The following is a 26,724-nucleotide window of genomic DNA, read 5'->3' on the forward strand; positions in this document are numbered from 1 at the left end:
CGGTCCGGAAAGACGGAGCGATAAGCGAAGGAACAGCGAGGACTGCGCGAAGGCGTGGATTGTTAAGGCCCGCGCCCTCGGGCCTTAACCCGTCCGCCGCAGCGCGGCTGCTGAAACTCCGCCACTGATGGCGGAAGGAAGATGCACAGAGCCAGACATTTACACGGGGAACCGCTATTCAGAGGTAAAAGGTAATGCCCCGGGCACGGATTGTTAAGGCCCGCGCCCCCGGGCCTTAACCCGTCCGCCGCAGTGCGGCTGCTGAGACTCCGCCTCTGATGGCGGAAGGAAGATGCTCAGAGCCGGACGTTCACACGGGGAACCGTCATTCAGAGGTAAAAGGTAATGCCCCGGCACGGATGATTAAGGGCCGCGCCCTGTGATATTTGTTATCCCTGACTAAGGCTTTTTCAGCCGTAAGACCATCAGCATCCCCGTCAGCAACAGGGCTGCAGAGAAAAACGCTGTTCCCTGTACACCTCTGAAGGCCAGTAGCTGCCCGCCAGCCAGTGCTCCGCCACCGATGGCACCGTTGAAAATTGCCACATAAAGTGCCGACGCAGGCTGTACAGCCTCTCCGGCACTCTGCAGTACCCATGTCTGTAAGCCGACAAAGATTATGGCAACAGCAGCGCCCCACAGTACCAGCAACAGTGTGACACCAGCCACAGGCAATGGCACAATGAATTTTATCCCCAGCAGTATCAGTGCTGAGGCACAGACCAGTAAACCGCCAGCAATTAGTGTTTTTAGATGACGGTCAATCAGCTTCCCGGCAATAACATTTCCTGTCAGTCCGGCAAGCCCTGAAGCCAGCAGTAACGCTGAAACGGAAGAGTCCGGCACTCCCTGAATACCGGTCAGTAAAAGCTGAATATAGGTGAATGCGGCAAAATGGGCGCTGATAATTACCGCTGTCGCCACGTATAATGCAGGGAGTTGCGGATTTCTGAACAGTCCGCGCCATAGATTGAATTGCACTGCGGGTGGTGACGATAACGGAGGCAGTGTCCAGACCAGGGCGAAAGCCGTGATCAGTGATAACAGAGAAATAGCGCTGAAAGCATAGCGCCAGCCCTCTGAACCCGCCATTACACTGACCAGCGGCACGCCAAGTACACTGGCGGCTGACACTCCGCCAAAAATCACCGATGTTGCCAGCCCGAGCTGTTCGGTAGTCACCAGTTGGCCGACGATGCTACCTATGACCGCCCAGAACGCGCCGTGTGCAATGGCTCCGGCTATGCGCGCAGAAATAAATTCTCCCATTGTCTGAGAATGTGCTACCAGAAATGAGGACACGGCCAGTATCAGCATCAGGAGAACCAGTAACGGTTTACGGGGAAACCGGGCTGGCATCCAGGCTGAAAACAGAGCTGCCAGCGCCCCCGTCCAGCCATAGGCTGTTACTGCCAGCCCGGCCCCGGCCTCACTCTGATGCAGTCCGGTGGCTAACATTCCCAGCATCCCTACCGGTGCCAGTTCGCTTGTAACAATAGTAAAAGCGCTGATCCCCAAAGCAATAACTGCCAGCCAGCCACGTACCGCTCGCGGGCCGGCAGATAAAACTATTTCATTATTCATAAATTACCTTCAAAAACCTCAGAGAAACGAATCGGTTGCATTTCAGGCATTGATTCCTTTCATCCCTTCTGCGGTATAACGCTCTCCGGCGATCGGAATAGCCTCAAGCGCGGTCGTCAGTCCGGTTAATTCGGAAACCGTCAGTTGTATATCAAGCGCAGTGATGTTTTCACTCAGATGTTGCGGATTACAGGTACCCGGAATAGGTACAATGTTCTCCCCCTGATGCAGTAACCAGGCCAGAGCTATCTGTGAGGGGGTGCATTGTTTGCTTTCCGCAAGCGAGCTGATCAGCGCTACCAGAGAGTGGTTCTTCGCCAGGTTCCCGGGCTGGAAACGGGGTAACTGACTGCGAAAATCCTTATCGGGCACCGGCTGATGCTGAAATCTGCCGGTCAGAAAGCCGCGGCCGAGTGGTGAATACGCGACAAAACCAATACCGAGAGCTTTACACAACGGCAATACACTGTGTTCAGCCTCGCGGCTCCACAGTGAATATTCGGTCTGTACAGCAGCGACCGGGTGCACGGCATGAGCTCGCCTCAGGGTTTCAGCGCTGACTTCGCATAAGCCAATCTGTCCAATCTTTCCTTCTGCCACCAGTGTCGCCAGCCCCTGCATAGTTTCCTCAATCGGTGTACGGGGATCGATGCGATGCACGTAGTAAAGATCAATGTGATCGACACCGAGACGTTTAAGGGATGCTTCACAACTCTGTCGCGCATACTGCGGGCTATTACACAACCTGCGCCGGTATTCTCCGGGCTGACGAACAATGCCAAATTTAGTCGCCAGTCGGATATCAGGCTTACGGGTACGAATAAACTCACCAATTAGCATTTCGTTATGCCATGGCCCATAAGTATCTGATGTATCCAGAAAGTTAATCCCCTCAGAAACCGCATAATCCAATACCCGCATCGACGCCTGATCATTCCGTGGCCCATAAAATTCACTCATCCCCATGCAGCCGAGTCCCATGGCCGTGACCGTCAGTCCTGAATTTAAATGTCGTAATTTCATTGTGCTCTCCTTATCGGGAGTGCAGTATCATCCTTCCTGAAATGATAAAACAGAGCAGAAACTGGATAGCTGGTTTCCATTAACGGAAAAAGACAATGACTACTTCTTTTCACTGGGACGATATCCGGATCTTTCTGGCCGTCGCCCGGGCTGGCACTCTGAGTGCGGCCGCTGAAACAATGAATATCGGGATTGCCACTATTTCGCGTCGCCTTGAACGACTTGAGAGGTCACTCTCTGTGCCACTTTTCAGCCGTCACCAGAGCGGATATCGCTTAACAGATGACGGGGAAGCGCTGCTTGAACGTGCAGAAGCTCTGGAATATGCGGGCATGGCGCTTGCTGAGCATGCAAAGTTGCAGGAAAATGTTGCCGGAATGGTCAGACTGGCAACTTCAGATAATCTTGCCAGCCATTTCGTGATGCCATCACTGGCAGATTTACTCGGGCGCTACCCCGGCCTGCGGCTGGAAGTGCTCAGTGGTGTACAGTCAGTCAATCTTCACCGGCGGGATGCTGATTTAGCAATCCGTATGGTGAAGCCGGAAGCCGGTCACCTTACATTGAAACGGCTCGGAACAGTGGGTTTCGGTGTTTACGCGGCTGACAGTTACCTGACAGGTGCGGCTAATACGCCGCCGGATGAGACACACTATATTTCATGGGGAGACTCTCACCAGCATCTGCCCGCGGCACAATGGGTAACGCGTAAACTACGCGGTAAACCCTGCCGTGTGGCAGCAAATACCCTGACCTCTCAGGTCTCAGCCGTCAGCGCAGGCCTGGGTTTCGGAGTACTGCCGCATTTTATGGCACGGCAGCACAATTTGCGTTGTGTTGACCCGGATATCGGTGTTGATCAGGTCTTGTGGCTGGTGATGCATTCAGATCTTGCCGGTTCCCGGCGGGTAAGAGTGGTAGCTGATCATCTGATTGAACTGTTTGATGAAGTAAAACATCAGTTACTGTTACCCTGACGTAATTTTACTCACTGCTCTGCCAGAAGTGACAGCAAGGCCCGGACTGAACTCCCGGCTGGCTTTTGCCCTCAGTCCCTGACGATGCTGGCTGACGGCGATGGTTTTCACGTTATATTCCGGCAGTTCGGCTGCAAGACGCGGCGCACCATATTGTTGTTTTGCCGCACTGAACGCCCTGCGAACAGCATTATCGCAGTTAAGGCGGAACGGCTGACGCAGGCTGACCTGGTAACGGCGTTTGAACCAGGCATACCCGCCGCTGCAGGCGATACCTGGACCCGGCACATAGCCTTGATGCTGAACTCAGACTGATATTTTTCAATAAAAGACAGCCTTCATTTCAGGCGCTTCGCGAAGTCTGTCGCGGTCTTTTGGAGAATAGCCAGTTCCTCATCCCGTTCTGTCCGTTGCCGCTTTAACCGGGCATTTTTTGCGGCCAGTTCATTTTCACCTTCTGAAGAAGTGATTTGTTGCTGTTACTTACTGCGCCGGGTACAGAACTGCGATTCGTAAAGACTGAGCTGGCGGGCAGCAGCCACGCCGGGCTGCATCGAGGAATTCAGGTGTGTGTTTGTTTACGGGGCTTCTTGCTGGTTGATGTCGCTTTTGCCATGAGTCACCTCTGGCTGAAAGTTTACTCACTTAATCGTATGCCCACTATTGCGTGTAAGGTCAGACAACGACCTTGAAACTTACCGATATTACGCGGGTAGGATCACTTCCCGTTACTAATCGCTGCCAGACACAAAAAAGCCCGCAGTGACGCGGGCTTAGAGGTACTTTACTGCTTTTACGTGCAGGCTGTTGCCAGACGCGAAATCATTCCCACTCAATGGTGGCCGGTGGTTTACCGCTGATATCGTATACGACACGCGAAATACCATCGACTTCATTGATGATGCGGTTAGATACACGGCCGAGGAAATCATACGGCAGGTGTGCCCAGTGAGCTGTCATAAAGTCGATAGTTTCGACAGCACGCAGAGATACCACCCAGTCGTACTTACGGCCATCACCCATCACACCGACCGAACGTACCGGCAGGAATACAGTAAAGGCCTGGCTGACTTTGTTATACAGATCAGCTTTGTGCAGTTCTTCAATAAAGATAGCATCGGCACGGCGCAGCAGATCACAGTACTCTTTTTTCACTTCACCCAGTACACGGACACCCAGACCAGGTCCCGGGAACGGATGACGGTACAGCATATCGTACGGCAGACCCAGTTCGAGACCGATTTTGCGCACTTCATCTTTAAACAGCTCTTTCAGTGGCTCAACCAGACCCATCTTCATTTCTTTCGGCAAGCCGCCCACATTGTGGTGTGACTTAATCACATGCGCTTTACCGGTAGCAGAGGCCGCTGATTCAATAACATCCGGGTAGATAGTCCCCTGAGCCAGCCATTTCACGTTATTCAGTTTCAGCGCTTCTTCGTCGAAAACTTCAACAAATACGCGGCCGATAGTTTTACGTTTCGCTTCAGGCTCATCAATACCTGCCAGTGCATCCAGGAAACGGTTTTCGGCATTGACATGTACAATGTTCAGCCCGAACTGGTCACCGAACATTTCCATCACCTGCTCAGCTTCGTTCAGACGTAACAGACCATTATCGACAAATACACAGGTCAGACGTGAGCCGATAGCACGGTGCAGTAACAGGGCAGTCACAGAAGAATCAACACCGCCTGACAGACCAAGGATCACATGGTCATCCCCTACCTGTTCACTGAGGCGGGCCACAGCATCATCGATGATTTTAGCCGGCGTCCACAGGGCTTCGCACTGACAAATATCCAGGACAAAGCGTTTCAGCAGCTCCTGGCCCTGACGGGTATGGGTAACTTCCGGGTGAAACTGTACGCCATAAAAACGTTTTTCTTCATTCGCCATAATGGCAAACGGACAGGTTTCGGTACTGGCTACCGTGACAAAGTCATCAGGGATCGCAGTCACTTTATCGCCGTGACTCATCCAGACATCCAGCAGCGGCGCACCCGCCTGGTTCAGGCTATCCTGAATCCCCTTCACCAGCGCACTGTCTGAGGTAATTTCAACCTGAGCAAAACCAAATTCACGCTCAGACGAGCCCTGAACCTGCCCCCCCAACTGCATTGCCATGGTTTGCATACCATAACAAACACCCAGAACCGGAACACCGGCAGTAAATACATACTCAGGAGCACGCGGGCTGTTTTGTTCGGTGGTACTTTCCGGCCCCCCGGAAAGGATAATGCCGTTAGGGTTAAACTGGCGGATTTGTTCTTCGGTGACATCCCAGGCCCACAGCTCACAGTATACGCCCAGCTCACGCACACGACGTGCCACCAGCTGAGTGTACTGAGATCCGAAATCAAGGATCAGGATACGATGTTTATGAATATTTTCCGTCGTCATTACAGTGTTCCAGGCAAAAATTACAGAGCGCCCGGCGATCAGCCAGGCGCGGGAAACAGAAAGAAATTAAGATCCGGTACGGTAGTTCGGTGCTTCTTTGGTAATAGTCACATCATGTACGTGACTTTCAGAAATCCCGGCACCACTGATACGTACAAATTCAGCCCTGGTACGCAGTTCATCAATTGTCTGACAACCGGTCAGGCCCATACATGACCGCAGGCCACCCATCTGCTGATGAATGATCGCTTTCAGATGGCCTTTATAAGCCACACGGCCTTCAATGCCTTCAGGAACCAGTTTATCCGCCGCATTATCCGACTGGAAGTAACGATCAGAAGAACCTTTAGACATCGCACCCAGTGAACCCATACCACGGTAAGACTTGAACGAACGGCCCTGATACAGTTCAATTTCTCCCGGAGACTCGTCGGTCCCTGCCAGCATTGAACCGACCATCACACAGGATGCACCGGCAGCAATCGCTTTGGCGATATCACCAGAGAAACGGATCCCGCCGTCAGCAATCACAGGAATACCGGTACCTTCCAGTGCATCCACCGCATCCGATACCGCACTGATCTGCGGAACACCGACCCCGGTCACAATACGGGTAGTACAGATAGAGCCAGGACCAATACCGACTTTAACCGCGCTGACACCGGCATCGGCCAGAGCTTTAGCCCCTGCTGCCGTAGCCACGTTACCGCCAATGATTTCCAGGTCAGGGTATTTTTCGCGGGTATTACGAATACGCTGTAATACACCTTCAGAATGGCCGTGGGAAGAGTCAATCAACAGCACATCAACACCGGCAGCCACCAGCGCATCAACACGTTCTTCATTACCGGCACCGGCACCCACCGCGGCACCCACCCGCAGGCGGCCATGACTGTCTTTACAGGCATTAGGCTTACGTTCGGCTTTCTGGAAGTCTTTTACCGTGATCATACCCTGCAGATGGAACGCATCGTCAACCACCAGCGCTTTTTCGATACGCTTTTCGTGCATCTTTTGCAGAACCACTTCACGAGAGTCGTTTTCTTTAACAGTAACCAGACGCTCTTTCGGAGTCATGACCGCAGAAACCGGCTGATTCAGATCGGTCACAAAACGCACATCACGACCGGTAATGATGCCGACCAGTTGCTTATCGACATTGACGACAGGATAACCGGCAAAACCATTCGCTTCAGTCAGACGTTTAACTTCAAGCAGCGTGGTGGAAGGCAGTACAGTTTGCGGATCAACGACCACGCCACTTTCATACTTCTTCACCTTACGAACTTCTTCAGCCTGACGTTCAATGGTCATATTCTTATGAATAAAGCCCAGACCACCTTCCTGTGCCAGCGCAATCGCCAGACGGGCTTCAGTCACGGTATCCATGGCAGCGGAAACCATCGGGATATTCAGACGGATATTTTTTGTCAGTCGGGTACCAAGTTCTGCGGTGTTCGGCAGGACGGTAGAGTGTGCAGGAACGAGTAAAACATCGTCAAACGTGAGGGCTTCTTTAATGATTCTTAGCATAGCAATATCTCGGCCTGGGAGTGATAAAATATTGCAGCGGAATTATACAGGGGCAGGACGCTTGCCTCCAGCTTTTTTTATAAAAAAGTCTTGATACTTATTCACGTCACTGTAGTATCGGTTGATTAACCCGCTGATTTATTATTTGATCTTCATCACATGTTGCACGACGAAAACGCCACAATTTTCTCTGTCAGCCGCCTGAATACAACGGTCCGCAAATTGCTGGAGCATGAAATGGGGCGTATCTGGCTGACAGCCGAGATATCCAACTTTACCCGGCCATCGTCAGGGCACTGGTACTTTACCCTGAAAGATGACAATGCTCAGGTGCGCAGTGCCATGTTCCGCAGCAGTAATCAGCGGGTCTCATTTCGTCCGCAGAACGGACAACAGGTCCTGGTTCGCGCCTCGGTTACCCTGTATGACCCGCGTGGTGATTATCAGCTGATTGTCGAGAGTATGCAGCCGGCGGGTGAAGGTCTGCTGCAACAGCAGTTCACCGAGCTGAAAAGCCGCCTGCAGGCGGAAGGCTTGTTTGCCGCGGAGTATAAACAGCCGTTGCCCTCACCTGCCCGTCAGGTCGGGGTAATTACGTCGGCGACCGGTGCCGCTCTGCACGATATCCTGCAGGTACTGCGCCGCAGGGATCCCTCATTACCGGTGATTATTTACCCCACTGCCGTGCAGGGTAATGAGGCCGTACCGGCGATAGTCCGGGCGATTGAACTGGCAAACCAGCGTAATGAGTGCGACATATTAATTGTCGGACGCGGTGGCGGTTCCCTTGAAGATTTATGGTGTTTTAATGACGAGCGGGTTGCCAGAGCCATATTTGCCAGCAGATTACCGGTCGTCAGCGCCGTAGGCCACGAAACCGATATCACTATCTGTGATTTTGTCGCTGACCTGCGGGCACCGACGCCGTCAGCCGCTGCAGAGCTGATTAGCCGTAATCAGACAGAACTGCTTCGCCAGCTGCTGTCAGCACAACAGCAGATGGAAATGGCGATGGATTACTATCTGGCCCGTCGTCAGCGTAGTTTCAGTCAGTTACAGCACCGCCTTCATCAGCAACATCCGCAATTACGTCTGACAAGACAACAAAACCTGTTACTGCAACAGCAGCGTCAGCTGCAGGCGGCGTTACAGCAGCAGTTACAGAAACACAACCTGCGCTTTGAACAGTTGTCACAGCGTTTACAACGCCACCAGCCACAGCCACTGCTTTATCAGGCGGCACAGGACCTGAGTCTGGTTCACTACCGGCTGAGGCAAGCGATGGAAAAACAGCTTAATGGCAGCCGGCAGAGATTTGGCACGCTGGCGGTACAGCTGGAAAGTGCCAGCCCGCTGGCAACCCTTGCACGGGGGTTCAGTGTTACTACCAGCAGTAACGGTGATGTCATCAAAAATACCCGCCAGTTACAACGCGGTGATACCCTTCGCACCCGTCTGAACGATGGCTGGGTGGAAAGTGAGGTCACCGCAACAATGCCGGTCAGCCCGGCAAAAAAAACGCGTAAGCCTTCCTCCGGTCCGGCCAGTCAGTCATAACTGCGGTTAACTCAGCAAGATCGGTCAGGACAATCCCCTGGCCCCGCGGCATACTCCACCGACAGGAGAAAATGCCATGCTGACAGACAAACAACGTTATACCACTGACTACCATAAACGCCTGACCCGGGTGCTGGAATATATCGACAGTCATCTTTGCGAGCCGCTGCTGCTGGAAAACCTCAGCAAAGTGGCCTGTTCTTCGCCTTTCCATTTTCACCGCCAGTTTACAGCCTATGCGGGGATCCCTCCCGGACGCTATATTCAGTTACTGCGCCTGCGTTATGCGTCATACCGGCTGGCATTTAATCCTTACCAGAAAATCACTGATATCGCGCTGGATACGGGGTTTACACATGCTGAATCATTCAGCCGTGCCTTTAAACAGGTGTTCGGAATGACCCCCGGAGAATTTCGTCACCGGCCCGGCTGGCTGCGGTGGTATCAGTGTATGCCTCGCCCCCCGATGATGAGGAGAGAAAACATGTTACAGGTGACGATTGTTAGCGTTGCGGATATACAGACAGCCATGCTGACCCACTGCGGAACACCGGAAGCAATTAACGAAACAGCGACACGGTTTGTTGCCTGGCGGAAAGCGTCCGGTTTATCGCCGGTAAGCCGCAGCCGGACATTTGGTATTGCCCCGGATGATCCGGCATGCTGCGACCCGCAGAGATTCCGTTTTAAGATTTGCGGCGAGGTGACGGCCCCCATCCCCGAAGATAATAGTTATGGTGTCCTGAACAGTACCATCCCGGGCGGCCGCTGTGCGGTAGTCCGGCACCGGGGATCCCACGACCAGCTGACCGGGATTGCGCAGTCACTCTATCGCGACTGGCTGCCTGGCAGCGGGGAGACCTTGCGTGATTTCCCGTTATATTTTCACTACCATAATTTTGTACACCAGGTTTCAGAGCATCAGTTGATCACGGATATTTACCTGCCACTCAGTGCTGAGCAGCCACCCGGCCCCGCCTTACGCCTCAGCCAGCCAGAGCACCCGACTGGATGACAGCAGGCCATGCTGCTGGCAAAAGAAGTCGACCGCGCCGCAGGCTTTCAGTACCTGCAGCGGTGTACGGCATTCAGGACAGTAAGCAACCTTGCGGAAGTCAATACCACAGCGTGGGCAGTGCAGAGCTTCCCCCTGTGTGGTGAGCTCTGACTGACAGTGACAACATAACAAAGCCATATGTATTCTCCTGATCAAAAAAGAGGGCATAACAGCCCTCTTTCCCGATAATTAACGCTTATTCTTTTTCAGATGTGACATCAGACGCTGACGTTTACGCTGCTGGGTCGGCGTCAGTAAATTACGCTTACCTGCATACGGGTTATCCCCTTCCTTAAACTGAATACGGATCGGTGTGCCCATAACATTCAGTGAACGGCGGAAATAGTTCATCAGATAACGTTTATAAGAATCCGGCAGGTCTTTTACCTGATTCCCGTGGATCACCACAATCGGCGGGTTATACCCACCGGCATGAGCATATTTCAGTTTTACACGTCGTCCGCGAACCAGTGGCGGCTGGTGATCGTCTGCAGCCATATTCATCACACGGGTCAGCAGTGAAGTATTTACCCTGCGGGTCGAACTGTCGTAGGCTTCGGTAATTGACTCAAACAGATTACCTACACCACTGCCATGCAGGGCAGAAATAAAGTGAACACGGGCAAAATCAATAAACCCTAACCGGTAGTCGAGGGCTTCTTTAACTTCCTCTTTGATTTCCTGAGAAAGACCATCCCATTTATTGACGACAATAACCAGCGAACGGCCACTGTTAAGGATAAAGCCCAGCAGAGAAAGATCCTGATCTGAAATACCTTCATGAGCATCAATCACCAGCAGGACAACGTTAGCATCTTCAATTGCCTGTAATGTTTTGATGACCGAGAATTTTTCTACCGTATCAGTCACTTTACCGCGTTTACGAACTCCGGCAGTATCAATCAATATATATTCACGATCATCACGTTCCATCGGAATATAAATACTGTCGCGGGTGGTACCCGGCATATCATAAACCACCACCCGATCTTCGCCGAGAATACGGTTCGTCAGGGTTGATTTACCGACGTTCGGACGGCCGACAATCGCCAGTTTGATCGGCAGGGTCGTCGGATCAAAGTCGTCTTCTTCATCTTCCGGAATGGTGTCATTCTCTTCGGCTTCCAGGGCGGCCCAGTATGCCGCATTTTCCTGCTCTTCCGTCAGAGTTTCAATTTCCGGGGTTTCCATCCACGGCTCAAGTACCGCTTCCAGCAGGTTATGCACACCGCGGCCATGGGTTGCAGCAATCGGATGAATATCCCCCATTCCCAGTGAGTAGAAATCAAGTACGGCATTCTCCGGGTCCATGCCGTCAGTTTTGTTCGCCACCAGGAAGGTAGGTTTTTGACGGGTACGTAAATGCCGGGCAATCTGTTCATCGGCAGGCATCACCCCGGCGCGGGCATCGACCAGGAACAGGACGATATCAGCCTCTTCGATGGCCATCAGTGACTGGGCAGCCATCCGGTTTTCAACGCCTTCTTCCATGCCATCGATACCTCCGGTATCAATAACAATATATTCCTGGCCCTCAACTTCTGCGCGTCCGTACTTACGATCACGTGTCAGACCAGGGAAATCCGCTACAAGCGCATCGCGGGTACGCGTTAACCGGTTAAAAAGAGTGGATTTTCCTACGTTGGGGCGTCCAACAAGCGCGACCACAGGTACCATAATAAAGCCTCATTACAAAAAATTTCGACCGAATCCGGAGATTATAACGATTCCTGATGCAGAGTTCAGACTATTCAGCAGAAAATCTTCAGGTCGAAGAAAAACGAAACGGCCCCTGTATCACAGGAGCCGTCATTAGCAGGTATTTCTATACCGTATTTTTAACCGTTACTCAGCGCTTAAACGCGTAAACCTCACCTTTTTTCGCCTGAATAATCAGCTTATCTCCGGCTACAATAGGGTTGGTCTGGAAACCGGAACTGTCTGCTTTCTGCTGAGCAACAAAGCGGCCATCAGCAGTATTGATCCAGTGCAGATAGCCCTCTGCATCACCAACGACCAGATAACCGTCATACAGTACCGGTGCAGTCAGATTACGGTGCAGTAATTCACTTTGACGCCAGATAGCAACACCACCATCAGTCGCGACGGCATCGACACGATCGTTCTGGTCAACCAGATAAATACGGCCATTATCGACAATAATATTTTTTACGCCACCGGTTTCACGTTTCCACAGTACTTGCCCTGAACGCAAGTCCAGCGCGGATAAGTTACCGTTATACGCCAGCGCGTAAACAACCCCGTTAACAATAACCGGCGTTACATCCACATCACTCAGGCGATCAATTTCGGTTGCACCGCCTGGCTGAGAAATACGCTGCTGCCAAATCATCTGGCCCTGGTTCATAATGACCGCACTGACACGGCCGTTATCACCACCGACAATCGCGCCACCAAAAGCAACCGCTGGCGCGGATTCACCGCGTAACGACAGTGCCGGCACATCCAGATTGACCATCCATTTACTGGCGCCGGTATTCTGGTCAAGGGCCTGCAGGATGCCATTGCTGGTATGGATTAATACCAGCCCGTCGCTGACCACCGGGTGCGACAGAGCTTCACCGGCAACCGGCACTTTCCATGCAACTGAACCGTCACTGCTATTCAGGGCAAAAACTTCACCGTGTTCACTGCCGATGTATAGCAGACCACCCTGAACGGTAATCCCCCCGGACAGCATTGCCGAAATATTCGAAGAGAAGAATCCGGTACGGGTGGAAAGGTCAACCTTCCATTTCTGCTTACCGGTATCGGCATCCAGTGCTTCAACAATACCAAAACGATCGGCAGCATAGACTGTATTGTCCTGCCATGCAGGGTGAAGGTTGGAATAGAAATCACCCACCCCGTCTCCTACCGATTTATCCCACACCTGAACCGGCGTGAACTGATTTTCCACTTTAGGCAGTGGCGACATTTTCACCACATCTTCTTCGCCACTGAATAGCGAACAACCGCTGAGCAAAGTGACCGAAAACAGTCCCGGCAGCAGGTATTTACGTAATTCCATGCGCTCTCTCTTTACCGTCTTAGCTTAAATTATTTAATTTCATCTGCATCATTTGTTTCAGTGCAGGTGAAGCATCAGAATCAATACCTTTGCTCCAGGCTGCCCGGGCCCCGGCTTTATCGCCTTTGCTCAGCAAAGCCTCACCGCGGATATCCGCAGACAGAGCCGTCCAGCTATCCCCTTTAATACTGTCGAGGGTTTTTAGCGCATCATCAGCCTGATTCTGCTGCAACTGCAAACGTGCCAGACGTAAGCGCATTACCGCCTGAAGATTCGCATCATCGCTGTCTTTAATGCCCTGCTGTAACTGCACAGCCGCTTTATCAGGATGACCTGTGTCTGCATAAATCTTCGCCAGGTCCATAGCGGCTAATGCGCCGTAAGAACCCTGAGTCTGATTAACAAAAGCCGCAACGGCTTCCAGTGTTTCCGGTTTATCAGCGTTCATTGCCTCAGACAGTTGCTGGTAACGGGCTGAACTCTCCAGGGCATTACTTTCCTGATGGCTCATCCAATAACGCCAGCCACCCAGGGCTGCGATACCAATTACTAATCCTGCTGCCAGTGCCTTACCATTACTGGTAAAGAAATGTCTGAGAGCATTAGTCTGTTCCTGTTCTGTGCTGTAAACTTCCACGCCATCCTACTCCTGTCAAAGCTTAATAATATCTGCCGGTTACTGTAATACGTTCAGTAATACGCCAGATACGTCATCCCGGTTAACGGTTTGCTGGTCGCCGGAGCTCAGGTCTTTGATCACAACCTGGTTGTTTTTCACTTCCTCTTCACCCAGCACCAGGGCCACCCGGGCTCCCCACTTATCGGCACGGGCAAATTGTTTTTTGAAGTTACCGCCACCAAAATTGGTCATAACTTTCATTTCCGCGCTGGCATCACGCAGATCTTCGGCCAGCTGCATCGCTGCTGACTGCACACCGGCACCTGAAGCGATAACATAGACATCGACTTTACGGGTCGGTTCAAAATCCGGGTTAACTGCCTGAACTAAAAGTACCAGACGTTCCAGTCCCATCGCAAAACCAACGGCCGGCGTTGCTCTGCCACCCAGTTGTTCTACCAGACCATCATAACGTCCACCGGCACATACCGTCCCTTGTGAACCCAGGCTGTTGGTCACCCATTCAAATACAGTGCGGTTATAGTAGTCCAGCCCGCGGACCAGACGCTGATTGACCGTGTAACTGATACCGGCATCATCCAGTAAGGCACACAGACCATCAAAGTGTTCACGTGATTCCGGGTCCAGGTAGTCACCTAACTGAGGTGCATCGTTCAGCAGTTGCTGAATATCCTGGTTTTTACTGTCCAGCACCCGCAGCGGATTGCTGTACATACGGCGTTTACAGTCATCATCCAGAGCCTCTTTATGCTGCTCAAGAAAAGCGACCAGTGCATCACGGTAGTTTGCACGGGCTTCCAGCGAGCCAATAGAGTTCAGTTCCAGACGGACATGTTCAGCGATACCCAGAGCTTTCCACCAGCGGGCTGTCATCATAATCAGCTCAGCATCAATGTCCGGACCCTTCAGGCCGAAAACTTCCGCACCAATCTGATGAAACTGACGGTAGCGCCCTTTCTGCGGACGCTCATAACGGAACATCGGCCCGATGTACCATAACCGCTGTTCCTGGTTATATAACAGACCATGCTCAATACCCGCACGTACACAACCGGCAGTGCCCTCAGGACGCAGCGTCAGACTATCGCCATTACGGTCATCAAAGGTATACATCTCTTTCTCAACGACATCGGTAACTTCACCGATCGCACGTTTGAACAGAGGTGTTTGTTCAACAATCGGCAGACGGATTTCGCTGAAACCATAACCCGCCAGTACCTGCTTAAGGACCTGTTCAATTCGTTGCCAAAGTGCGGTATCTGCTGGCAGATAATCATTCATTCCGCGGATAGCCTGGATATTCTTCGCCACGTCAAAATCTCTTAAAACAAAAAACCTGTCCGGCATCATACCTTATCGGGCTGATACCGCACAGGAGCAATCATCAAACGATACATTCCCTGAGGAATGCATCACCTTTATTTCTCAACCTGGCGGACAGTAATCCGGTGATTTTCGTCAAGCATTGAAGCTTTAGCCCGGATACGCGCTTCAAGTTGTTCAATCATATCGCTGTTATCCAGCCGGTCACGTTGCCGGACACCGTCTTCATAAAACCCGCTTTTTTTGCTGCCGCCGGTAACGCCAAGTGTCGATACAGTGGCTTCACCCGGTCCGTTAACCACGCAGCCAATGATAGAAACATCCATCGGGGTGATAATATCTTCAAGGCGTTGTTCCAGTGCATTCACGGTACCGATCACATCAAATTCCTGACGTGAACAGGTCGGGCAGGCAATGAAGTTGATCCCGCGGGCACGGATACGTAATGATTTCAGGATATCAAAGCCGACTTTAATCTCTTCGACCGGATCGGCAGCCAGGGAAATACGCAGTGTGTCACCAATACCTTCAGATAACAGTAACCCCAGACCAATCGCAGATTTAACCGACCCGGCACGTGCGCCACCGGCCTCAGTGATCCCGAGGTGCAGAGGCTGATCAATCTGTTTTGCCAGCAGACGATAAGACTCGACAGCGAGAAACACATCCGAGGCTTTCACACTGACTTTAAACTGATCGAAATTAAGCCGGTCCAGATGATCAACATGGCGCATAGCCGATTCCAGCAATGCCTGAGGCGTCGGCTCGCCATATTTTTCCTGCAGATCTTTTTCCAGTGAGCCGGCATTTACCCCGATACGAATCGGAATATTATGGTCACGGGCACAGTCAACCACCTGACGGATACGTTCATTATTGCCGATATTCCCCGGGTTGATACGTAAACAGTCAACACCATACTCGGCCACTTTCAGGGCAATACGGTAGTCAAAGTGAATATCTGCCACCAGCGGCACACTGACACGTTGTTTAATCAGACGGAAAGCTTCAGCAGCATCCATGGTTGGCACAGACACACGAACAATATCAGCACCTACCCGCTCCAGAGCTTTAATCTGAGTAACGGTGGCTTCGACATCAGTCGTACGGGTATTGGTCATCGACTGGACGGCAATAGGCGCTCCGTCGCCGACTGGCACCTTACCAACATAAATCCGCGTGGATTTACGACGGTTTATTGGAGCCTGGTTATGCATATTTTTTCTCCACAAGTCCTCTGCAATGGCGCGCTATTATGCACCAACTGTCAGGCGGGCGACCTGGTTATTACGAATAAAACGATTTAAATCAACAGGCTGACCACGGAACTGTACAGAAACAGCTGAGGGTGCGCCAATTTTTAAGCGATACGGCGTTTTGCCTTTCAGGTTCAGGCTGCTTCCCTTACGTTGTAAACCACTGAACAGTTTACGGCCGGTTGCATCAGTCACTTCCAGCCAGCAGTCTCCGTTAAAGTTCATTACCAGCGCATCTGAACTTGCGGCTGTGGTATCTGCAGCTGCTGTCGCAGGGGCCGAAGCGGTAGTATCCGGCGCCTGAGGAGCCTGAGCAACGGCCGGCGGACTGGCCGGTAAAGAGGTCTGTGACGGAGAAACCGCGACCGGCTGAGCTGGCGTCTGTGGTGCTGCCGGTGTCTCAGCAGCAGGTGCCGGGGTATTTTCAGGCGCAGCAGGTGCCGTGTTCTCTGTATCCAGAGGCACCGGGGTTGAGCCTGTCGCTGAACTGTCGTCGGCCGACAGAGGGATAGATTGTTCATTACCGCCGCCGGATGATACTTCTGACGCGGAATCCGTCATCGCCGCCATATCCGCCTGAGAGGCTTTGTGGTTCTGCCACCACCAGGCAACAGTAAGGCCCACCACGACAAGGATAACCAGCACGGTAAATGTTGTCAGCATGCCATCGCGTTTCTTGCGCCGGCTGCTGCTGCCAAGGGAGATATTGTGCATAGGGGTAATTTTTGCCGAACGCACCGGTGCCTGTTTAGAGAGCATCGGCAAAATATCATCTTCAGGGACATTCACCAGCCGGGCATAAGAGCGTATATAACCGCGTAAGAAAGTCGCGGCTAAATCAGTCGGTGATTTGTCCTCCTCGATATCACGTACCGTGGACACTTTCAGGCAAAGACGTTCCGCAACATTTTGTTGCGTCAGCCCTTTGGATTCACGGGCTAAACGCAGACGTTCACCTGTGGACGGGACTGCAGATTTTTCTTGGGTGGCTTCAGTATTCATTAGCTAAATAACGCTGGTACTGTATCGAAAGTGGATAAACCCGCGCTAACTGGTCACCGTAACGCTTCACGTCACTGGTGGCATTTTGTCGCGCGGCGTAAAGAATCTTTAACCATAAACTCTCTGCACTGGCAGAGCGTTGCTGGTGATAAATCTCTAACAACAACCGTGTATCCGCAAATTTCTGTTGTTCCAGCCGTCGGCCGGCTTCTTCAAGCAATTTACCGGCTGCAGAATTTTCAGCAACAACCGCCTGCGACAAACTATCAGCCGCCTGGCGGGTATCCCCCGCATCCAGAAAACACCTTCCTGAAAACAGTAATGCCTGAATCCGGCTGCCGGTTTCATCAGCCTGCATTGCCGCTAAGAAACGGGACTGTGCTTTATCATACTGCCTTAAAGAACACAGAAACGCACCGTAATTATTAAGCACATAGCCATTTTCCGGTGCAATTTCCTCTGCCCGGGTGTACCAGACAGCCGCCTCGTCATTATCGCCCTGAGCCTGATAAAGCCGGGCCAGTCCCAGCACAGGCCGGTAATCTTCTGCCGCTGCCAGTCTGGCTCGTTGCAGGTTCCGTTCGGCGGCAGAATACTCCCCTGCCACCAGATATTGCAGGCCTAACTGTAACCGCACCGGTGAAACTGACGGCGGACGGCTGCAACCGCTAACAACTGCCGAAACTGCCAGCAATGCAGTGGTCATCCATGATTTTGTTAACATCCTCTGTCTCCATGCTCATCCTGACGAAGCTATAAGCCATACAGATGACAGAGGATCAATTAAACTAAGAACCGTATAAGCTTAGACTGCCTTCACAGAGATTTCTTCACCGGCTGCTTTTTTGCGTAAAGTCCGCTTTGTACGGTCAATAACATCCCCGGCTAACTGCCCACAGGCAGCATCAATATCGTCACCGCGGGTTTTACGCACAATAGTGGTGAAACCATAATCCATCAGTACTTTCGAAAAACGGTCAACACGGCTATTAGAGCTGCGGCCATAAGGCGCACCCGGGAAGGGGTTCCATGGGATCAGGTTGATCTTACAAGGGGTGTTTTTCAGCACTTCTGCCAGTTGATGAGCGTGATCGGTGCTGTCATTAACATGATCCAGCAAGACATACTCAATAGTTACACGGCCCTGATTGGCGTTAGACTTTTCCATATAGCGTTTGACCGACTGCAGGAAAGTCTCGATATTATATTTTTTGTTAATTGGCACAATTTCATCACGCAATGCATCATTCGGCGCATGCAGGGAAATAGCCAGTGCCACATCAATCATATCACCCAGCTTATCCAGTGCCGGAACCACCCCCGATGTCGACAGGGTTACGCGACGTTTAGATAATCCGAAACCAAAGTCGTCCAGCATGATTTCCATCGCCGGGACAACATTATTCAGGTTCAGTAACGGCTCACCCATGCCCATCATTACCACATTGGTAATCGGACGCTGGCCGGTTACTTTGGCCGCACCAATAATTTTCGCTGCCCGCCACACCTGACCAATAATTTCCGACACGCGCAGGTTACGGTTAAAACCCTGTTGTGCGGTAGAACAGAATTTACATTCCAGTGCACATCCGACCTGTGAGGAAACACAAAGTGTCGCGCGGTCATTTTCAGGAATATAAACCGTTTCTACCAGCTGGTCACCGACGCGGATTGCCCACTTAATGGTGCCATCAGACGAGCGCATTTCTTCAGCCACTTCCGGCGCACGAATTTCGGCGACCTGGCTCAGTTTCTGCCTCAGGACTTTGTTGATATCTGTCATCTGCTCAAAGTCATCACTGCAATAGTGATAAATCCATTTCATTACCTGATCGGCACGAAATGGCTTTTCCCCGAGTTCAAGAAAGAATTCACGCATTTGCTGGCGGTTTAAATCCAGCAGGTTGATTTTAGCTTTGGGTGTCGCAGTGACAGGGGTTACGGATACAGGAGTTGCTGCAGGTTCGGACATAATAATCTCTGGCCTCGTTGTTACACGTTATGGCTCGGTTATGGATAGACAGTTTAATAAAGAAACACCCCTGCAGAAATATTCTGCAGGGGTGCTTATTGTACATTATCTGTTGCGGGATGCCATTCAGGGTTGCCCCGTTCACTGACTATTTTGTCACTGTGTGTTTACAGTCATTTCCCGCAGGGACAGATTAACGGGTACGCGGGCAAACTTCACCTTCAGCGAAGAAGTAAGCAATTTCACGTGCTGCAGATTCCTGAGAATCAGAACCGTGAGTTGCGTTCTCGGTGAAGCTGTCAGCGTAATCTGCGCGTAAAGTACCCGCCAGAGCGTTATCCGGGTTAGTTGCACCCATCAGGTCACGGTGACGCTGTACTGCGTTTTCACCTTCCAGTACAGAGACAACAACCGGACCAGAGGTCATGAATTCTACCAGACCGTCAAAGAAAGGACGGCCTTTGTGTTCTGCGTAAAAACCTTCAGCCTGCTCTTTGGTCAGGTGCAGCATTTTTGCAGCAACAATTTTGAAGCCAGCGCTTTCAAAACGGTTATAGATAGCACCAATCACGTTTTTAGCGACAGCGTTTGGCTTGATAATAGAAAACGTACGTTCGATTGTCATTTTGACCTCAGTCTGAACTTTCACAGTATGTCGCACAGAATAATTATTGCGGCCTGAAAACAGAATACGAAATAACCGTTCCGGCGAAGAAACGGCGCAAATTATAGGGGGCTATGCCGCTATTGCCTACGGTAAATCGTGTTTTTTTTTAAAAAATCATCGCCTGATCAGCAGATTGGTGGATAGATGAACAAAATACCTGTCTTTCACCGGCCGGATAAATCCCTGCCCGCGTAAAAGTATGACAGTTGTTGTCTTTTTCCTGCGCCGGAACTTGAGCTGACAGATAAAATCACCGACACTCAGAACACCCTAATTCCACAGGAGAGGCTATGAATCCGGCAATTTTTGTAACTACCGCATGGCTGGCTGAGCATCAGCATGATCAGCATCTGCAAATACTGGATGCCAGAATGCTGCCACCGGGCCAGGAACTGACGCGAGATATTGACCGTGAATACCAGGCCGGACATATCCCCGGAGCACCCTTCTTTAATATTGAAGCATTGTCCGACCACAATAGCCCCTTCCCGCATATGATGCCACGGCCGGAGGCCTTTGCGGTTGCTATGCGTGAACTGGGGGTGGACAGTGATAAACACCTGGTGGTATATGACGATGGCAGCCTGTTTTCAGCGCCGCGTGCATGGTGGATGCTGCGCCACTTTGGGGTCTCTCAGGTCTCGATCCTCGCCGGCGGATTGCAGGCATGGAAAGAGGCCGGGCTACCGACAGAGACCGGGATCCCTCAACTGGCCGAAGGTGTTTTTGATGCCAGGCCACAGCAGGGGCAAATCAGCCGGCTGAATGATGTATTACTGGCCAGCCACGAAGGCAGTGCTCAAATCATTGATGCACGAGCCGCCCCTCGTTTTAACGGCGAGGTGGATGAGCCCCGGCCGGGTCTGAAACGAGGCCATATCCCGGGCAGCCTGAATATTCCCTGGAATAGCCTGGTACAGAACGGACAGTTACTCAATGACGAACAACTGCGCAAGGTGTTCGAAGCCGCGGGTGTGGATATCCGCCGACCGGTGATCGCCAGCTGTGGTTCAGGTGTTACCGCCGTGGTACTGATTGCTGCCTTAACCCGTCTTGGTCAGCAACAGGTCAGCCTCTACGACGGCGCCTGGGGAGAATGGGGCAGCAGAGACGACCTGCCCGGGGTGCAATTGTAATAACCTGTATTTTCCGGGGCACCCGTCCCCGGATTTATAAAATGCGCTGCCCGCCGTTTAACGCCAGTCCGCGCAGAAAACTGCCATGGGGCCGCTGATAGAACGGTATTATATGGGCGCTGAAGAAGTGACTGATACCTTCAGATGACTCCCGGACTTCACAGAAATCGATCACCCCATCATCAGGAAGCGTATCCATAGCCACGTGCCCGGCCGCCTGAATAATATCATCCAGATCGTCGCTGGCTTCGATACCGATCAATAAATTCCCGGGTTGCTCCGGTGTTTCTTTACACCATGCAATAAAGGCCCTGCGAACCGGTTTATATGTACTGAACAGTTTTTTCAGCGAGTCTGTCAACTGTTGCGGAGGCTGCTCAACGGCCGACAGTAATAACGTCTGCCCCTGTTCGCGGACACTGAGCTCAGTTAACGCGTTACCAGCCCCCGATAACAGCGCATCTATTTCTGCTACCGTAAATTCTTTCCCGCTGTCACGCCCCGGATTCAGAAACAGGATTTCGCCACGGGTCATTTCAAACAGTGCCCGGGTACTGAGGCTGAAACCTGCTTTTTTCGCCCCGCCCGCTTCGGTAAAGGCGGCTTCTGAGGTGAAGAACGGTATCACAGGCTGTCCGTCCTCTTTTTCCCAGTGTTCAAGATCACAGATCGTACTCTGTTCTGTGCTTCCCGCATTGTTACTGCCGATAACCCAGACATCAGACTGCATCAGCCGCTGAAAAAATTCAGGACGATGGGCCGGTTCTGTTGCCGCTTTAGTTAACAATTCTTCAAGAGATATCTGCATTTTATCTGCCCGAAAATAAGGGCAGACCGGAGTCTGCCCTGCTGAAGAAAACTATCAGGTTTATTTAAGTAACAGGTTAGCCAGTGTCCGGACTCCCAGTCCGGTCGCCCCGGCCGACCACTGATCGACCGCACCTTTCCGGTAAGTCGCCGAACAGTCAATATGCAACCAGCCCTGCTGGTAGTCTTCCACAAAATAAGACAGGAAAGCGGCTGCGCTGCTGGCCCCTGCCGCATGGGAAGGACTGGCAATATTGTTCAGGTCGGCAAAGTTTGACGGCAGATGCTGGCGATGGAACTCTGCCAGCGGTAAACGCCAGAATAACTCACCTTCTGCAGCAGCACTGTCCAGCAGTTGGCTGGCCAGCGATTCATCAAAACTGAACAAGGCATGGTAATCATTACCCAGCGCTGTTTTTGCGGCCCCGGTCAGGGTTGCGGCGTCAATCAGCAGCCGGGGTTTTTGCTGGCTGGCATCGATCAGGCCATCAGCTAAGACCAGTCGCCCTTCAGCATCAGTATTCATCACTTCAACTGATTTACCGTTGCGATAACGGATAATATCCCCGAGGCGCAATGCCCCGCCACTGACCATATTATCAGCACAGCACAGGATCAGCTTCACGCGTTTATTCAGGCCGCGGCTGATTGCCAGCGCCAGCGCGCCAGTCAGAGTAGCAGCACCGCCCATATCGGATTTCATCGAATCCATAAAAGTGCTGCCTTTCAGGCTGTAGCCGCCGGTATCAAAAGTAATCCCTTTCCCGACCAGACAGATATCAACCGGCGTTGCATCATCTGCCGAAGGGTTAAAGTCCAGGGTTAATAATACCGGTGAGCGGGTCGAACCCCTGCCGACAATATGCAGTCCGTTATACCCCTGATCACGCAGGGCTTCACCTTTAGTGATACGGTAAGTGACCGCATCACCGCCGGTTTCACTGAGCAGATCAATCGCGGCGCTGGCTAAATCTTCCGGCCCGAGTTCTTCGGCCGGCAGGTTGATGACATCCCGCACCCAGTCGACAATTTTCAGCCGCTGCTGAAGTTCGGTTTTATCACTGTCATTCAGTTGTGGCCACTGCACCTGGCGATGACCTTTTGGTGAACGAAAACCTTGCCAGAAAGCCCAGCAACGTTCCAGATCCCAGTCATCCCCCGCCAGTGCGACGGAACGTATTCCCTGACCATCGATTTTATGGGCAGCACGCTGAATAACCTGCAGCTCATCCCCGGCACTCAGGTGGATAGTCATCCCCTGGTCAGTGCTGGAAATAATGGCTTTTTCGCCCCAGCGGGCATCTGCAGCTTGCTGGCTGAGTCTGATCTGCATCATTGGTGTGGTCATAAAATCGCTCCTTACGGGTTATTCGTACTCGTCCATCCAGACTAACAGAATTGCTTCGAGGATTTTTTCATTTGAAGCCTCAGGGTTATCATCAAAATCTTCTAATTCACAAACCCACTGATGTAAATCAGTGAAGCGGACGGTTTTCGGATCCGTCTCCGGAAATTGATCATACAGTGCTTCACCGATAAATCGGCTGTCGGTCCATTTGATTGACATAATGACTCCTCTGGCACAAAACGGGCCGGAAAATTTCCGACCCGGGATGTTAACGTTTTAATTAATGCTCACGCGCATGGTTCAGGGTGTAACGCGGGAATTCCACGACCAGGTCTTCGTCGGCAATCCGCGCCTGACAACTCAGACGGCTGTCCGGTTCAAGCCCCCAGGCTTTGTCCAGCATATCATCTTCGTCATCAGTGCTCTCGGGCAGTGAATCAAATCCTTCACGCACCACACAGTGGCAAGTAGTACAGGCACAGGACTTCTCACAGGCGTGCTCAACTTCGATACCATTACGTAATGCAACATCCAGGATAGTCTCACCGGGCGCTGCATCATAGACGCCGCCCTCCGGCAGCAAATCTTTATGGGGCAAAATTACAATCTTAGGCATTCTTAAACCTCATCCACAGAGTGTCCGGTCAGCGCCCGGCGAATTGAATTATCCATCCGGCGTGCGGCAAACTCCTGAGTCACTTGATCCAATAATTTTATTCCGCCAGCAATCTGCGCTTCATCATCACCTTCCAGTGCGTGGCGCAGGTTGTCCTGAGCCTGACGAATTTTCTGCAGTTCATCAGCGGAAAGTAATGTGCTGTCTTCGGCTAACGCACCCTCCAGGCTTTCCAGTACCCGCAGACCATCAACTTTCTGTTCCGCCAGTTTTCGTGCCGCCACATCGTCGCGGGCATAGGTCATTGAGTCGGTGATCATGGTCGCAATTTCATTTTCAGTCAGACCATAGGACGGTTTCACCTGAATAGACGCTTCAACAGCCGTAGACTTTTCCATCGCAGTAACACTTAACAGGCCATCTGCATCCACCTGAAAAGTGACACGAATATGGGCTCCGCCAGCCGGCAGTGGCGGCAGACCACGCAAAGCAAAACGCGCCAGTGAACGGCAATCACTCACCAGTTCACGTTCGCCCTGTACCACATGAATACTCATTGCGGTCTGGGCATCTTTAAACGTGGTAAATTCCTGAGCACGGGCCACAGGGATAGTGGTGTTACGCGGGATCACTTTTTCGGTCAGTCCGCCCATGGTTTCAAGACCCAGTGACAGAGGGATGACATCAAGCAGTAACATATCACTGTCAGGTTTATTCCCCACCAGGATATCCGCCTGAATTGCCGCCCCGAGGGCAACGACTTTGTCCGGATCAATCGAGGTCAGCGGCTGACGGGCAAAAAACTCGCCCACTTTGTCGCGCACTGCCGGTGTACGGGTGGAGCCCCCGACCATCACAACTTCCTGTACCTCATCAACCGCGATTCCGGCATCTTTTAAAGTGCGGCGGCAGGCGATTAACGTCCGCTTAACCAGCGGTGCAATCAGGGCGGTAAACTGTTCACGGCTGATATTGCCCTGCCAGTCACCGACGCTGATAGTCGCCTGTGGTTTGTCACTGAGGGTGATTTTTGCTGCCGTGGCGGCATCCAGAATTTGTCGTTGTAAGCGCCGGTCACTCAGGTCGGTAATCCCCGCCTGTTGACAGATCCAGTCTGCCAGCAACTGGTCGAAGTCATCGCCCCCCAGTGCAGAGTCGCCGCCGGTCGCCAGCACTTCAAACACACCACGACTGAGACGCAGTACCGAAATATCAAAGGTCCCCCCGCCTAAATCATACACCGCAATCACACCTTCCTGTCCGGAATCCAGACCATAGGCGACAGCAGCGGCAGTGGGTTCGTTGAGCAACCGTAATACATTGAGTCCGGCCAGCCGCGCGGCATCTTTGGTTCCCTGGCGCTGGGCATCATCAAAGTAAGCCGGGACTGTGATCACTACGCCATCCAGTTCTCCGCCCAGAGACTCTCGGGCTCTGGCGGCAAGTTCTGCCAGAATATCACCGGAAACCTGAATCGGGTTCACCCGGCCATCGGGCGTCGTCATCATTGGCAGACCATTCTCGCTGGCACTGAACAGATAAGGAAGATGCGGATAACGCTGCTGAATATCAGCCAGCGATCGGCCAATCAGTCGTTTCACCGAACTAAAGGTATAACGGGGATCACTGGCAGCCAGGCGACGGGCTTCCCAGCCAATCATTAACTGGCCAGGCTGGTAATTCACCACCGAAGGCAGTAAATGACGCCCTTGTGTATCCGGCAGAGTTTCAGCCTGACCGCTACGGACAGTAGCGACCAGGGAGTGGGTGGTTCCGAGGTCAATCCCGGCAGCCAGCTTGCGCTGATGAGGAGCAGCACTTAACCCCGGTTCACTGATTTGTAATAACGCCATAACGAGCTTCCCGTTTAAAAATCCAGCAGTTTCTCTTCCAGCTTTTCTGCTTCAACACGCAGTTTAGCGAGAAATCTTAGCTTACGCACCGTATCTGCGGCTTCAGGCCATTGCTGCTGAATAAATAGCTGGCGCATTTGCTGACTACGCTGCTGTTCCATTTCATCCAGCCGGCGAAAACAGTCTGCCAGTGCATCACTGTTTTTCTGCTGTTCGATAGTTTCAAGCTCTTCACGTAATTCCAACTGTTCCATCAGAAAAGCCGTGTCACGCAGGGTATGCTGCTCATTGTTGATATCAAAACCATGCAGAGATAATAAGTATTCTGCCCGGGAGAGCGGCTGACGCAGGGCCTGGTAGCCCTGATTGATGGTTGCAGCATGTTGTAACGCCTTCAGACGCTCTGCTTCCGGAGAGGTCGCAAACTTGTCAGGATGATACTGACGTTGCAGTGTCTGGAAATGTTCAGCCAGCCGTGCAGTGTCAATATCAAAGGATTCTGGCAAATCAAACAGGGTAAAATAATTCATAACCGGCCCGAACCTGAGATAAAAATAAAAAAAACGCCCCAGCAGGCTGGGGCAGATGTTCAGTGTATGACACAGAGATTATACGTTGAAACTCTCGCCGCAACCGCACTCATCTTTTACATTTGGATTGTTGAATTTAAACCCTTCATTCAGGCCTTCTTTCACAAAATCCAGTTCTGTACCATCCAGATAAACGAGGCTTTTGCCATCGACAACGACTCTGACGCCCTTCTGCTCAAACACCGTATCTTCCGGCTGTGGTTCGTCCACAAACTCGAGGACATAAGCCATACCCGAACAGCCTGACGTTCTTACGCCTAACCGCAGGCCATAGCCTGAGCCACGGTTTGCCAGAAAACTACTGACACGCGCAGCAGCTGAATCGCTCAGGGAAATCGACATCTCTGCC

Annotated in this window: 25 protein-coding genes and 1 pseudogene; 4 read left to right on the forward strand and 22 right to left on the reverse strand. The window is 52.0% G+C overall.

Features of this window, described 5'->3' with window-relative positions:
* Positions 1-399: 399 nt before the first annotated feature.
* Together JK211_RS07495 and JK211_RS07500 are read right to left on the reverse strand one after the other, a co-directional pair.
* Positions 400-1,584: an MFS transporter gene (locus JK211_RS07495; RefSeq protein WP_212708059.1), complete on the reverse strand. Its 1,185-nt coding sequence runs from the start codon at positions 1,582-1,584 to the stop codon at positions 400-402.
* 42 nt (positions 1,585-1,626) lie between these two features.
* A complete protein-coding gene (locus tag JK211_RS07500) occupies positions 1,627-2,607 on the reverse strand; it encodes an aldo/keto reductase (RefSeq protein ID WP_212708060.1) in 981 nt (326 codons plus the stop codon).
* A 95-nt stretch (positions 2,608-2,702) separates the two neighbouring features.
* Here JK211_RS07500 and JK211_RS07505 point away from each other — a divergent pair, with 95 nt between their 5' ends.
* Entirely contained in the window at positions 2,703-3,584 is an 882-nt protein-coding gene (locus JK211_RS07505) for a LysR family transcriptional regulator (protein WP_212708061.1), read from the forward strand.
* A gap of 42 nt (positions 3,585-3,626) precedes the next feature.
* Here the strand turns inward: JK211_RS07505 and JK211_RS07510 are convergent.
* The 3 genes and pseudogenes from JK211_RS07510 to guaB form a co-directional block, all read right to left on the reverse strand.
* Positions 3,627-4,200: pseudogene (locus JK211_RS07510) on the reverse strand (IS3 family transposase); the annotation flags it as partial.
* A gap of 206 nt (positions 4,201-4,406) precedes the next feature.
* On the reverse strand, positions 4,407-5,987 hold the full coding sequence (gene guaA, locus JK211_RS07515) for a glutamine-hydrolyzing GMP synthase (protein ID WP_212708062.1): 1,581 nt from the start codon (positions 5,985-5,987) through the stop codon (positions 4,407-4,409).
* 66 nt (positions 5,988-6,053) lie between these two features.
* Complete coding sequence (gene guaB, locus JK211_RS07520) at positions 6,054-7,520, reverse strand: IMP dehydrogenase (protein WP_212708063.1); 1,467 nt, start codon at positions 7,518-7,520, stop codon at positions 6,054-6,056.
* A 159-nt stretch (positions 7,521-7,679) separates the two neighbouring features.
* Here guaB and xseA point away from each other — a divergent pair, with 159 nt between their 5' ends.
* Together xseA and JK211_RS07530 are read left to right on the forward strand one after the other, a co-directional pair.
* Complete coding sequence (gene xseA / locus JK211_RS07525) at positions 7,680-9,077, forward strand: exodeoxyribonuclease VII large subunit (protein ID WP_212708064.1); 1,398 nt, start codon at positions 7,680-7,682, stop codon at positions 9,075-9,077.
* A gap of 76 nt (positions 9,078-9,153) precedes the next feature.
* Positions 9,154-10,092, forward strand: a complete 939-nt coding sequence (locus tag JK211_RS07530) for a GyrI-like domain-containing protein (protein ID WP_212708065.1) — start codon at positions 9,154-9,156, stop codon at positions 10,090-10,092.
* Here the strand turns inward: JK211_RS07530 and JK211_RS07535 are convergent.
* The 10 genes from JK211_RS07535 to ndk all read right to left on the reverse strand — a co-directional run bounded on the left by JK211_RS07535 (position 10,057) and on the right by ndk (position 19,983).
* Positions 10,057-10,272, reverse strand: coding sequence for a zinc ribbon domain-containing protein (locus tag JK211_RS07535; protein ID WP_212708066.1), 216 nt, complete (start codon positions 10,270-10,272; stop codon positions 10,057-10,059). The two genes, JK211_RS07530 and JK211_RS07535, sit on opposite strands and share 36 nt — an antisense overlap.
* A gap of 51 nt (positions 10,273-10,323) precedes the next feature.
* Positions 10,324-11,811 (reverse strand): ribosome biogenesis GTPase Der, encoded by a 1,488-nt coding sequence (gene der, locus JK211_RS07540; protein ID WP_212708067.1) that lies wholly within the window; start codon positions 11,809-11,811, stop codon positions 10,324-10,326.
* A gap of 172 nt (positions 11,812-11,983) precedes the next feature.
* The gene (gene bamB, locus JK211_RS07545; RefSeq protein WP_212708068.1) at positions 11,984-13,165 is read right to left on the reverse strand and encodes an outer membrane protein assembly factor BamB; all 1,182 of its coding nucleotides are present in this window, start codon (positions 13,163-13,165) and stop codon (positions 11,984-11,986) included.
* Between the two features lie 19 nt (positions 13,166-13,184).
* The gene (locus tag JK211_RS07550; RefSeq protein WP_212708069.1) at positions 13,185-13,802 is read right to left on the reverse strand and encodes a YfgM family protein; all 618 of its coding nucleotides are present in this window, start codon (positions 13,800-13,802) and stop codon (positions 13,185-13,187) included.
* Positions 13,803-13,841: 39 nt separating this feature from the next.
* A complete protein-coding gene (hisS, locus tag JK211_RS07555; protein WP_212708070.1) occupies positions 13,842-15,116 on the reverse strand; it encodes a histidine--tRNA ligase in 1,275 nt (424 codons plus the stop codon).
* A gap of 107 nt (positions 15,117-15,223) precedes the next feature.
* Positions 15,224-16,345, reverse strand: a complete 1,122-nt coding sequence (ispG, locus tag JK211_RS07560) for a flavodoxin-dependent (E)-4-hydroxy-3-methylbut-2-enyl-diphosphate synthase (RefSeq protein ID WP_212708071.1) — start codon at positions 16,343-16,345, stop codon at positions 15,224-15,226.
* A gap of 36 nt (positions 16,346-16,381) precedes the next feature.
* The gene (rodZ, locus tag JK211_RS07565) at positions 16,382-17,386 is read right to left on the reverse strand and encodes a cytoskeleton protein RodZ (protein ID WP_212708072.1); all 1,005 of its coding nucleotides are present in this window, start codon (positions 17,384-17,386) and stop codon (positions 16,382-16,384) included.
* A complete protein-coding gene (gene pilW / locus JK211_RS07570; RefSeq protein ID WP_249213327.1) occupies positions 17,376-18,110 on the reverse strand; it encodes a type IV pilus biogenesis/stability protein PilW in 735 nt (244 codons plus the stop codon). Before pilW ends, rodZ begins: the two co-directional genes overlap by 11 nt.
* 81 nt (positions 18,111-18,191) lie before the next feature.
* On the reverse strand, positions 18,192-19,358 hold the full coding sequence (locus JK211_RS07575) for a bifunctional tRNA (adenosine(37)-C2)-methyltransferase TrmG/ribosomal RNA large subunit methyltransferase RlmN (protein WP_212708073.1): 1,167 nt from the start codon (positions 19,356-19,358) through the stop codon (positions 18,192-18,194).
* A 193-nt stretch (positions 19,359-19,551) separates the two neighbouring features.
* Complete coding sequence (gene ndk, locus JK211_RS07580; protein WP_038022177.1) at positions 19,552-19,983, reverse strand: nucleoside-diphosphate kinase; 432 nt, start codon at positions 19,981-19,983, stop codon at positions 19,552-19,554.
* A 332-nt stretch (positions 19,984-20,315) separates the two neighbouring features.
* Between ndk and sseA the strand changes: the two genes are divergently transcribed.
* The gene (gene sseA, locus JK211_RS07585; protein ID WP_212708074.1) at positions 20,316-21,161 is read left to right on the forward strand and encodes a 3-mercaptopyruvate sulfurtransferase; all 846 of its coding nucleotides are present in this window, start codon (positions 20,316-20,318) and stop codon (positions 21,159-21,161) included.
* A gap of 34 nt (positions 21,162-21,195) precedes the next feature.
* Here the strand turns inward: sseA and sseB are convergent, their stop codons facing one another.
* The 7 genes from sseB to iscA all read right to left on the reverse strand — a co-directional run bounded on the left by sseB (position 21,196) and on the right by iscA (position 26,717).
* Positions 21,196-21,969: an enhanced serine sensitivity protein SseB gene (sseB, locus tag JK211_RS07590; RefSeq protein WP_212708075.1), complete on the reverse strand. Its 774-nt coding sequence runs from the start codon at positions 21,967-21,969 to the stop codon at positions 21,196-21,198.
* A 60-nt stretch (positions 21,970-22,029) separates the two neighbouring features.
* Positions 22,030-23,316, reverse strand: a complete 1,287-nt coding sequence (pepB, locus tag JK211_RS07595) for an aminopeptidase PepB (RefSeq protein ID WP_212708076.1) — start codon at positions 23,314-23,316, stop codon at positions 22,030-22,032.
* Between the two features lie 18 nt (positions 23,317-23,334).
* Positions 23,335-23,535 carry a Fe-S cluster assembly protein IscX gene (gene iscX, locus JK211_RS07600; protein WP_212708077.1) on the reverse strand — a complete coding sequence of 67 codons (201 nt, stop codon included), beginning with the start codon at positions 23,533-23,535 and terminating at the stop codon, positions 23,335-23,337.
* A gap of 61 nt (positions 23,536-23,596) precedes the next feature.
* Positions 23,597-23,932, reverse strand: a complete 336-nt coding sequence (gene fdx / locus JK211_RS07605) for an ISC system 2Fe-2S type ferredoxin (protein ID WP_212708078.1) — start codon at positions 23,930-23,932, stop codon at positions 23,597-23,599.
* Between the two features lie 2 nt (positions 23,933-23,934).
* Positions 23,935-25,785 (reverse strand): Fe-S protein assembly chaperone HscA, encoded by a 1,851-nt coding sequence (gene hscA / locus JK211_RS07610; RefSeq protein ID WP_212708079.1) that lies wholly within the window; start codon positions 25,783-25,785, stop codon positions 23,935-23,937.
* Positions 25,786-25,799: 14 nt separating this feature from the next.
* On the reverse strand, positions 25,800-26,315 hold the full coding sequence (gene hscB, locus JK211_RS07615; RefSeq protein WP_212708080.1) for a co-chaperone HscB: 516 nt from the start codon (positions 26,313-26,315) through the stop codon (positions 25,800-25,802).
* 78 nt (positions 26,316-26,393) lie between these two features.
* Positions 26,394-26,717, reverse strand: coding sequence for an iron-sulfur cluster assembly protein IscA (gene iscA / locus JK211_RS07620; RefSeq protein WP_038022191.1), 324 nt, complete (start codon positions 26,715-26,717; stop codon positions 26,394-26,396).
* Positions 26,718-26,724 lie beyond the last annotated feature (7 nt).

The sequence above is a fragment of the Tatumella sp. JGM130 genome (genome assembly GCF_018257525.1).
In the GTDB taxonomy this organism is placed as follows: Bacteria; Pseudomonadota; Gammaproteobacteria; order Enterobacterales; family Enterobacteriaceae; genus Tatumella; species Tatumella punctata.

Excerpts from the sequence above, each read along its gene's own strand:
- sseA (WP_212708074.1), top strand. The coding sequence starts at position 20,316 with ATGAATCCGGCAATTTTTGTAACTACCGCATGGCTGGCTGAGCATCAG.
- bamB (WP_212708068.1), bottom strand. The coding sequence starts at position 13,165 with ATGGAATTACGTAAATACCTGCTGCCGGGACTGTTTTCGGTCACTTTG.
- fdx (WP_212708078.1), bottom strand. The coding sequence starts at position 23,932 with ATGCCTAAGATTGTAATTTTGCCCCATAAAGATTTGCTGCCGGAGGGC.
- ispG (WP_212708071.1), bottom strand. The coding sequence starts at position 16,345 with ATGCATAACCAGGCTCCAATAAACCGTCGTAAATCCACGCGGATTTAT.
- JK211_RS07500 (WP_212708060.1), bottom strand. The coding sequence starts at position 2,607 with ATGAAATTACGACATTTAAATTCAGGACTGACGGTCACGGCCATGGGA.
- der (WP_212708067.1), bottom strand. The coding sequence starts at position 11,811 with ATGGTACCTGTGGTCGCGCTTGTTGGACGCCCCAACGTAGGAAAATCC.
- xseA (WP_212708064.1), top strand. The coding sequence starts at position 7,680 with ATGTTGCACGACGAAAACGCCACAATTTTCTCTGTCAGCCGCCTGAAT.
- JK211_RS07530 (WP_212708065.1), top strand. The coding sequence starts at position 9,154 with ATGCTGACAGACAAACAACGTTATACCACTGACTACCATAAACGCCTG.
- pepB (WP_212708076.1), bottom strand. The coding sequence starts at position 23,316 with ATGACCACACCAATGATGCAGATCAGACTCAGCCAGCAAGCTGCAGAT.
- iscX (WP_212708077.1), bottom strand. The coding sequence starts at position 23,535 with ATGTCAATCAAATGGACCGACAGCCGATTTATCGGTGAAGCACTGTAT.
- guaB (WP_212708063.1), bottom strand. The coding sequence starts at position 7,520 with ATGCTAAGAATCATTAAAGAAGCCCTCACGTTTGACGATGTTTTACTC.
- ndk (WP_038022177.1), bottom strand. The coding sequence starts at position 19,983 with ATGACAATCGAACGTACGTTTTCTATTATCAAGCCAAACGCTGTCGCT.
- JK211_RS07575 (WP_212708073.1), bottom strand. The coding sequence starts at position 19,358 with ATGTCCGAACCTGCAGCAACTCCTGTATCCGTAACCCCTGTCACTGCG.
- sseB (WP_212708075.1), bottom strand. The coding sequence starts at position 21,969 with ATGCAGATATCTCTTGAAGAATTGTTAACTAAAGCGGCAACAGAACCG.
- hscA (WP_212708079.1), bottom strand. The coding sequence starts at position 25,785 with ATGGCGTTATTACAAATCAGTGAACCGGGGTTAAGTGCTGCTCCTCAT.
- guaA (WP_212708062.1), bottom strand. The coding sequence starts at position 5,987 with ATGACGACGGAAAATATTCATAAACATCGTATCCTGATCCTTGATTTC.
- iscA (WP_038022191.1), bottom strand. The coding sequence starts at position 26,717 with ATGTCGATTTCCCTGAGCGATTCAGCTGCTGCGCGTGTCAGTAGTTTT.
- JK211_RS07505 (WP_212708061.1), top strand. The coding sequence starts at position 2,703 with ATGACTACTTCTTTTCACTGGGACGATATCCGGATCTTTCTGGCCGTC.
- rodZ (WP_212708072.1), bottom strand. The coding sequence starts at position 17,386 with ATGAATACTGAAGCCACCCAAGAAAAATCTGCAGTCCCGTCCACAGGT.
- JK211_RS07535 (WP_212708066.1), bottom strand. The coding sequence starts at position 10,272 with ATGGCTTTGTTATGTTGTCACTGTCAGTCAGAGCTCACCACACAGGGG.
- hscB (WP_212708080.1), bottom strand. The coding sequence starts at position 26,315 with ATGAATTATTTTACCCTGTTTGATTTGCCAGAATCCTTTGATATTGAC.
- JK211_RS07495 (WP_212708059.1), bottom strand. The coding sequence starts at position 1,584 with ATGAATAATGAAATAGTTTTATCTGCCGGCCCGCGAGCGGTACGTGGC.
- pilW (WP_249213327.1), bottom strand. The coding sequence starts at position 18,110 with ATGTTAACAAAATCATGGATGACCACTGCATTGCTGGCAGTTTCGGCA.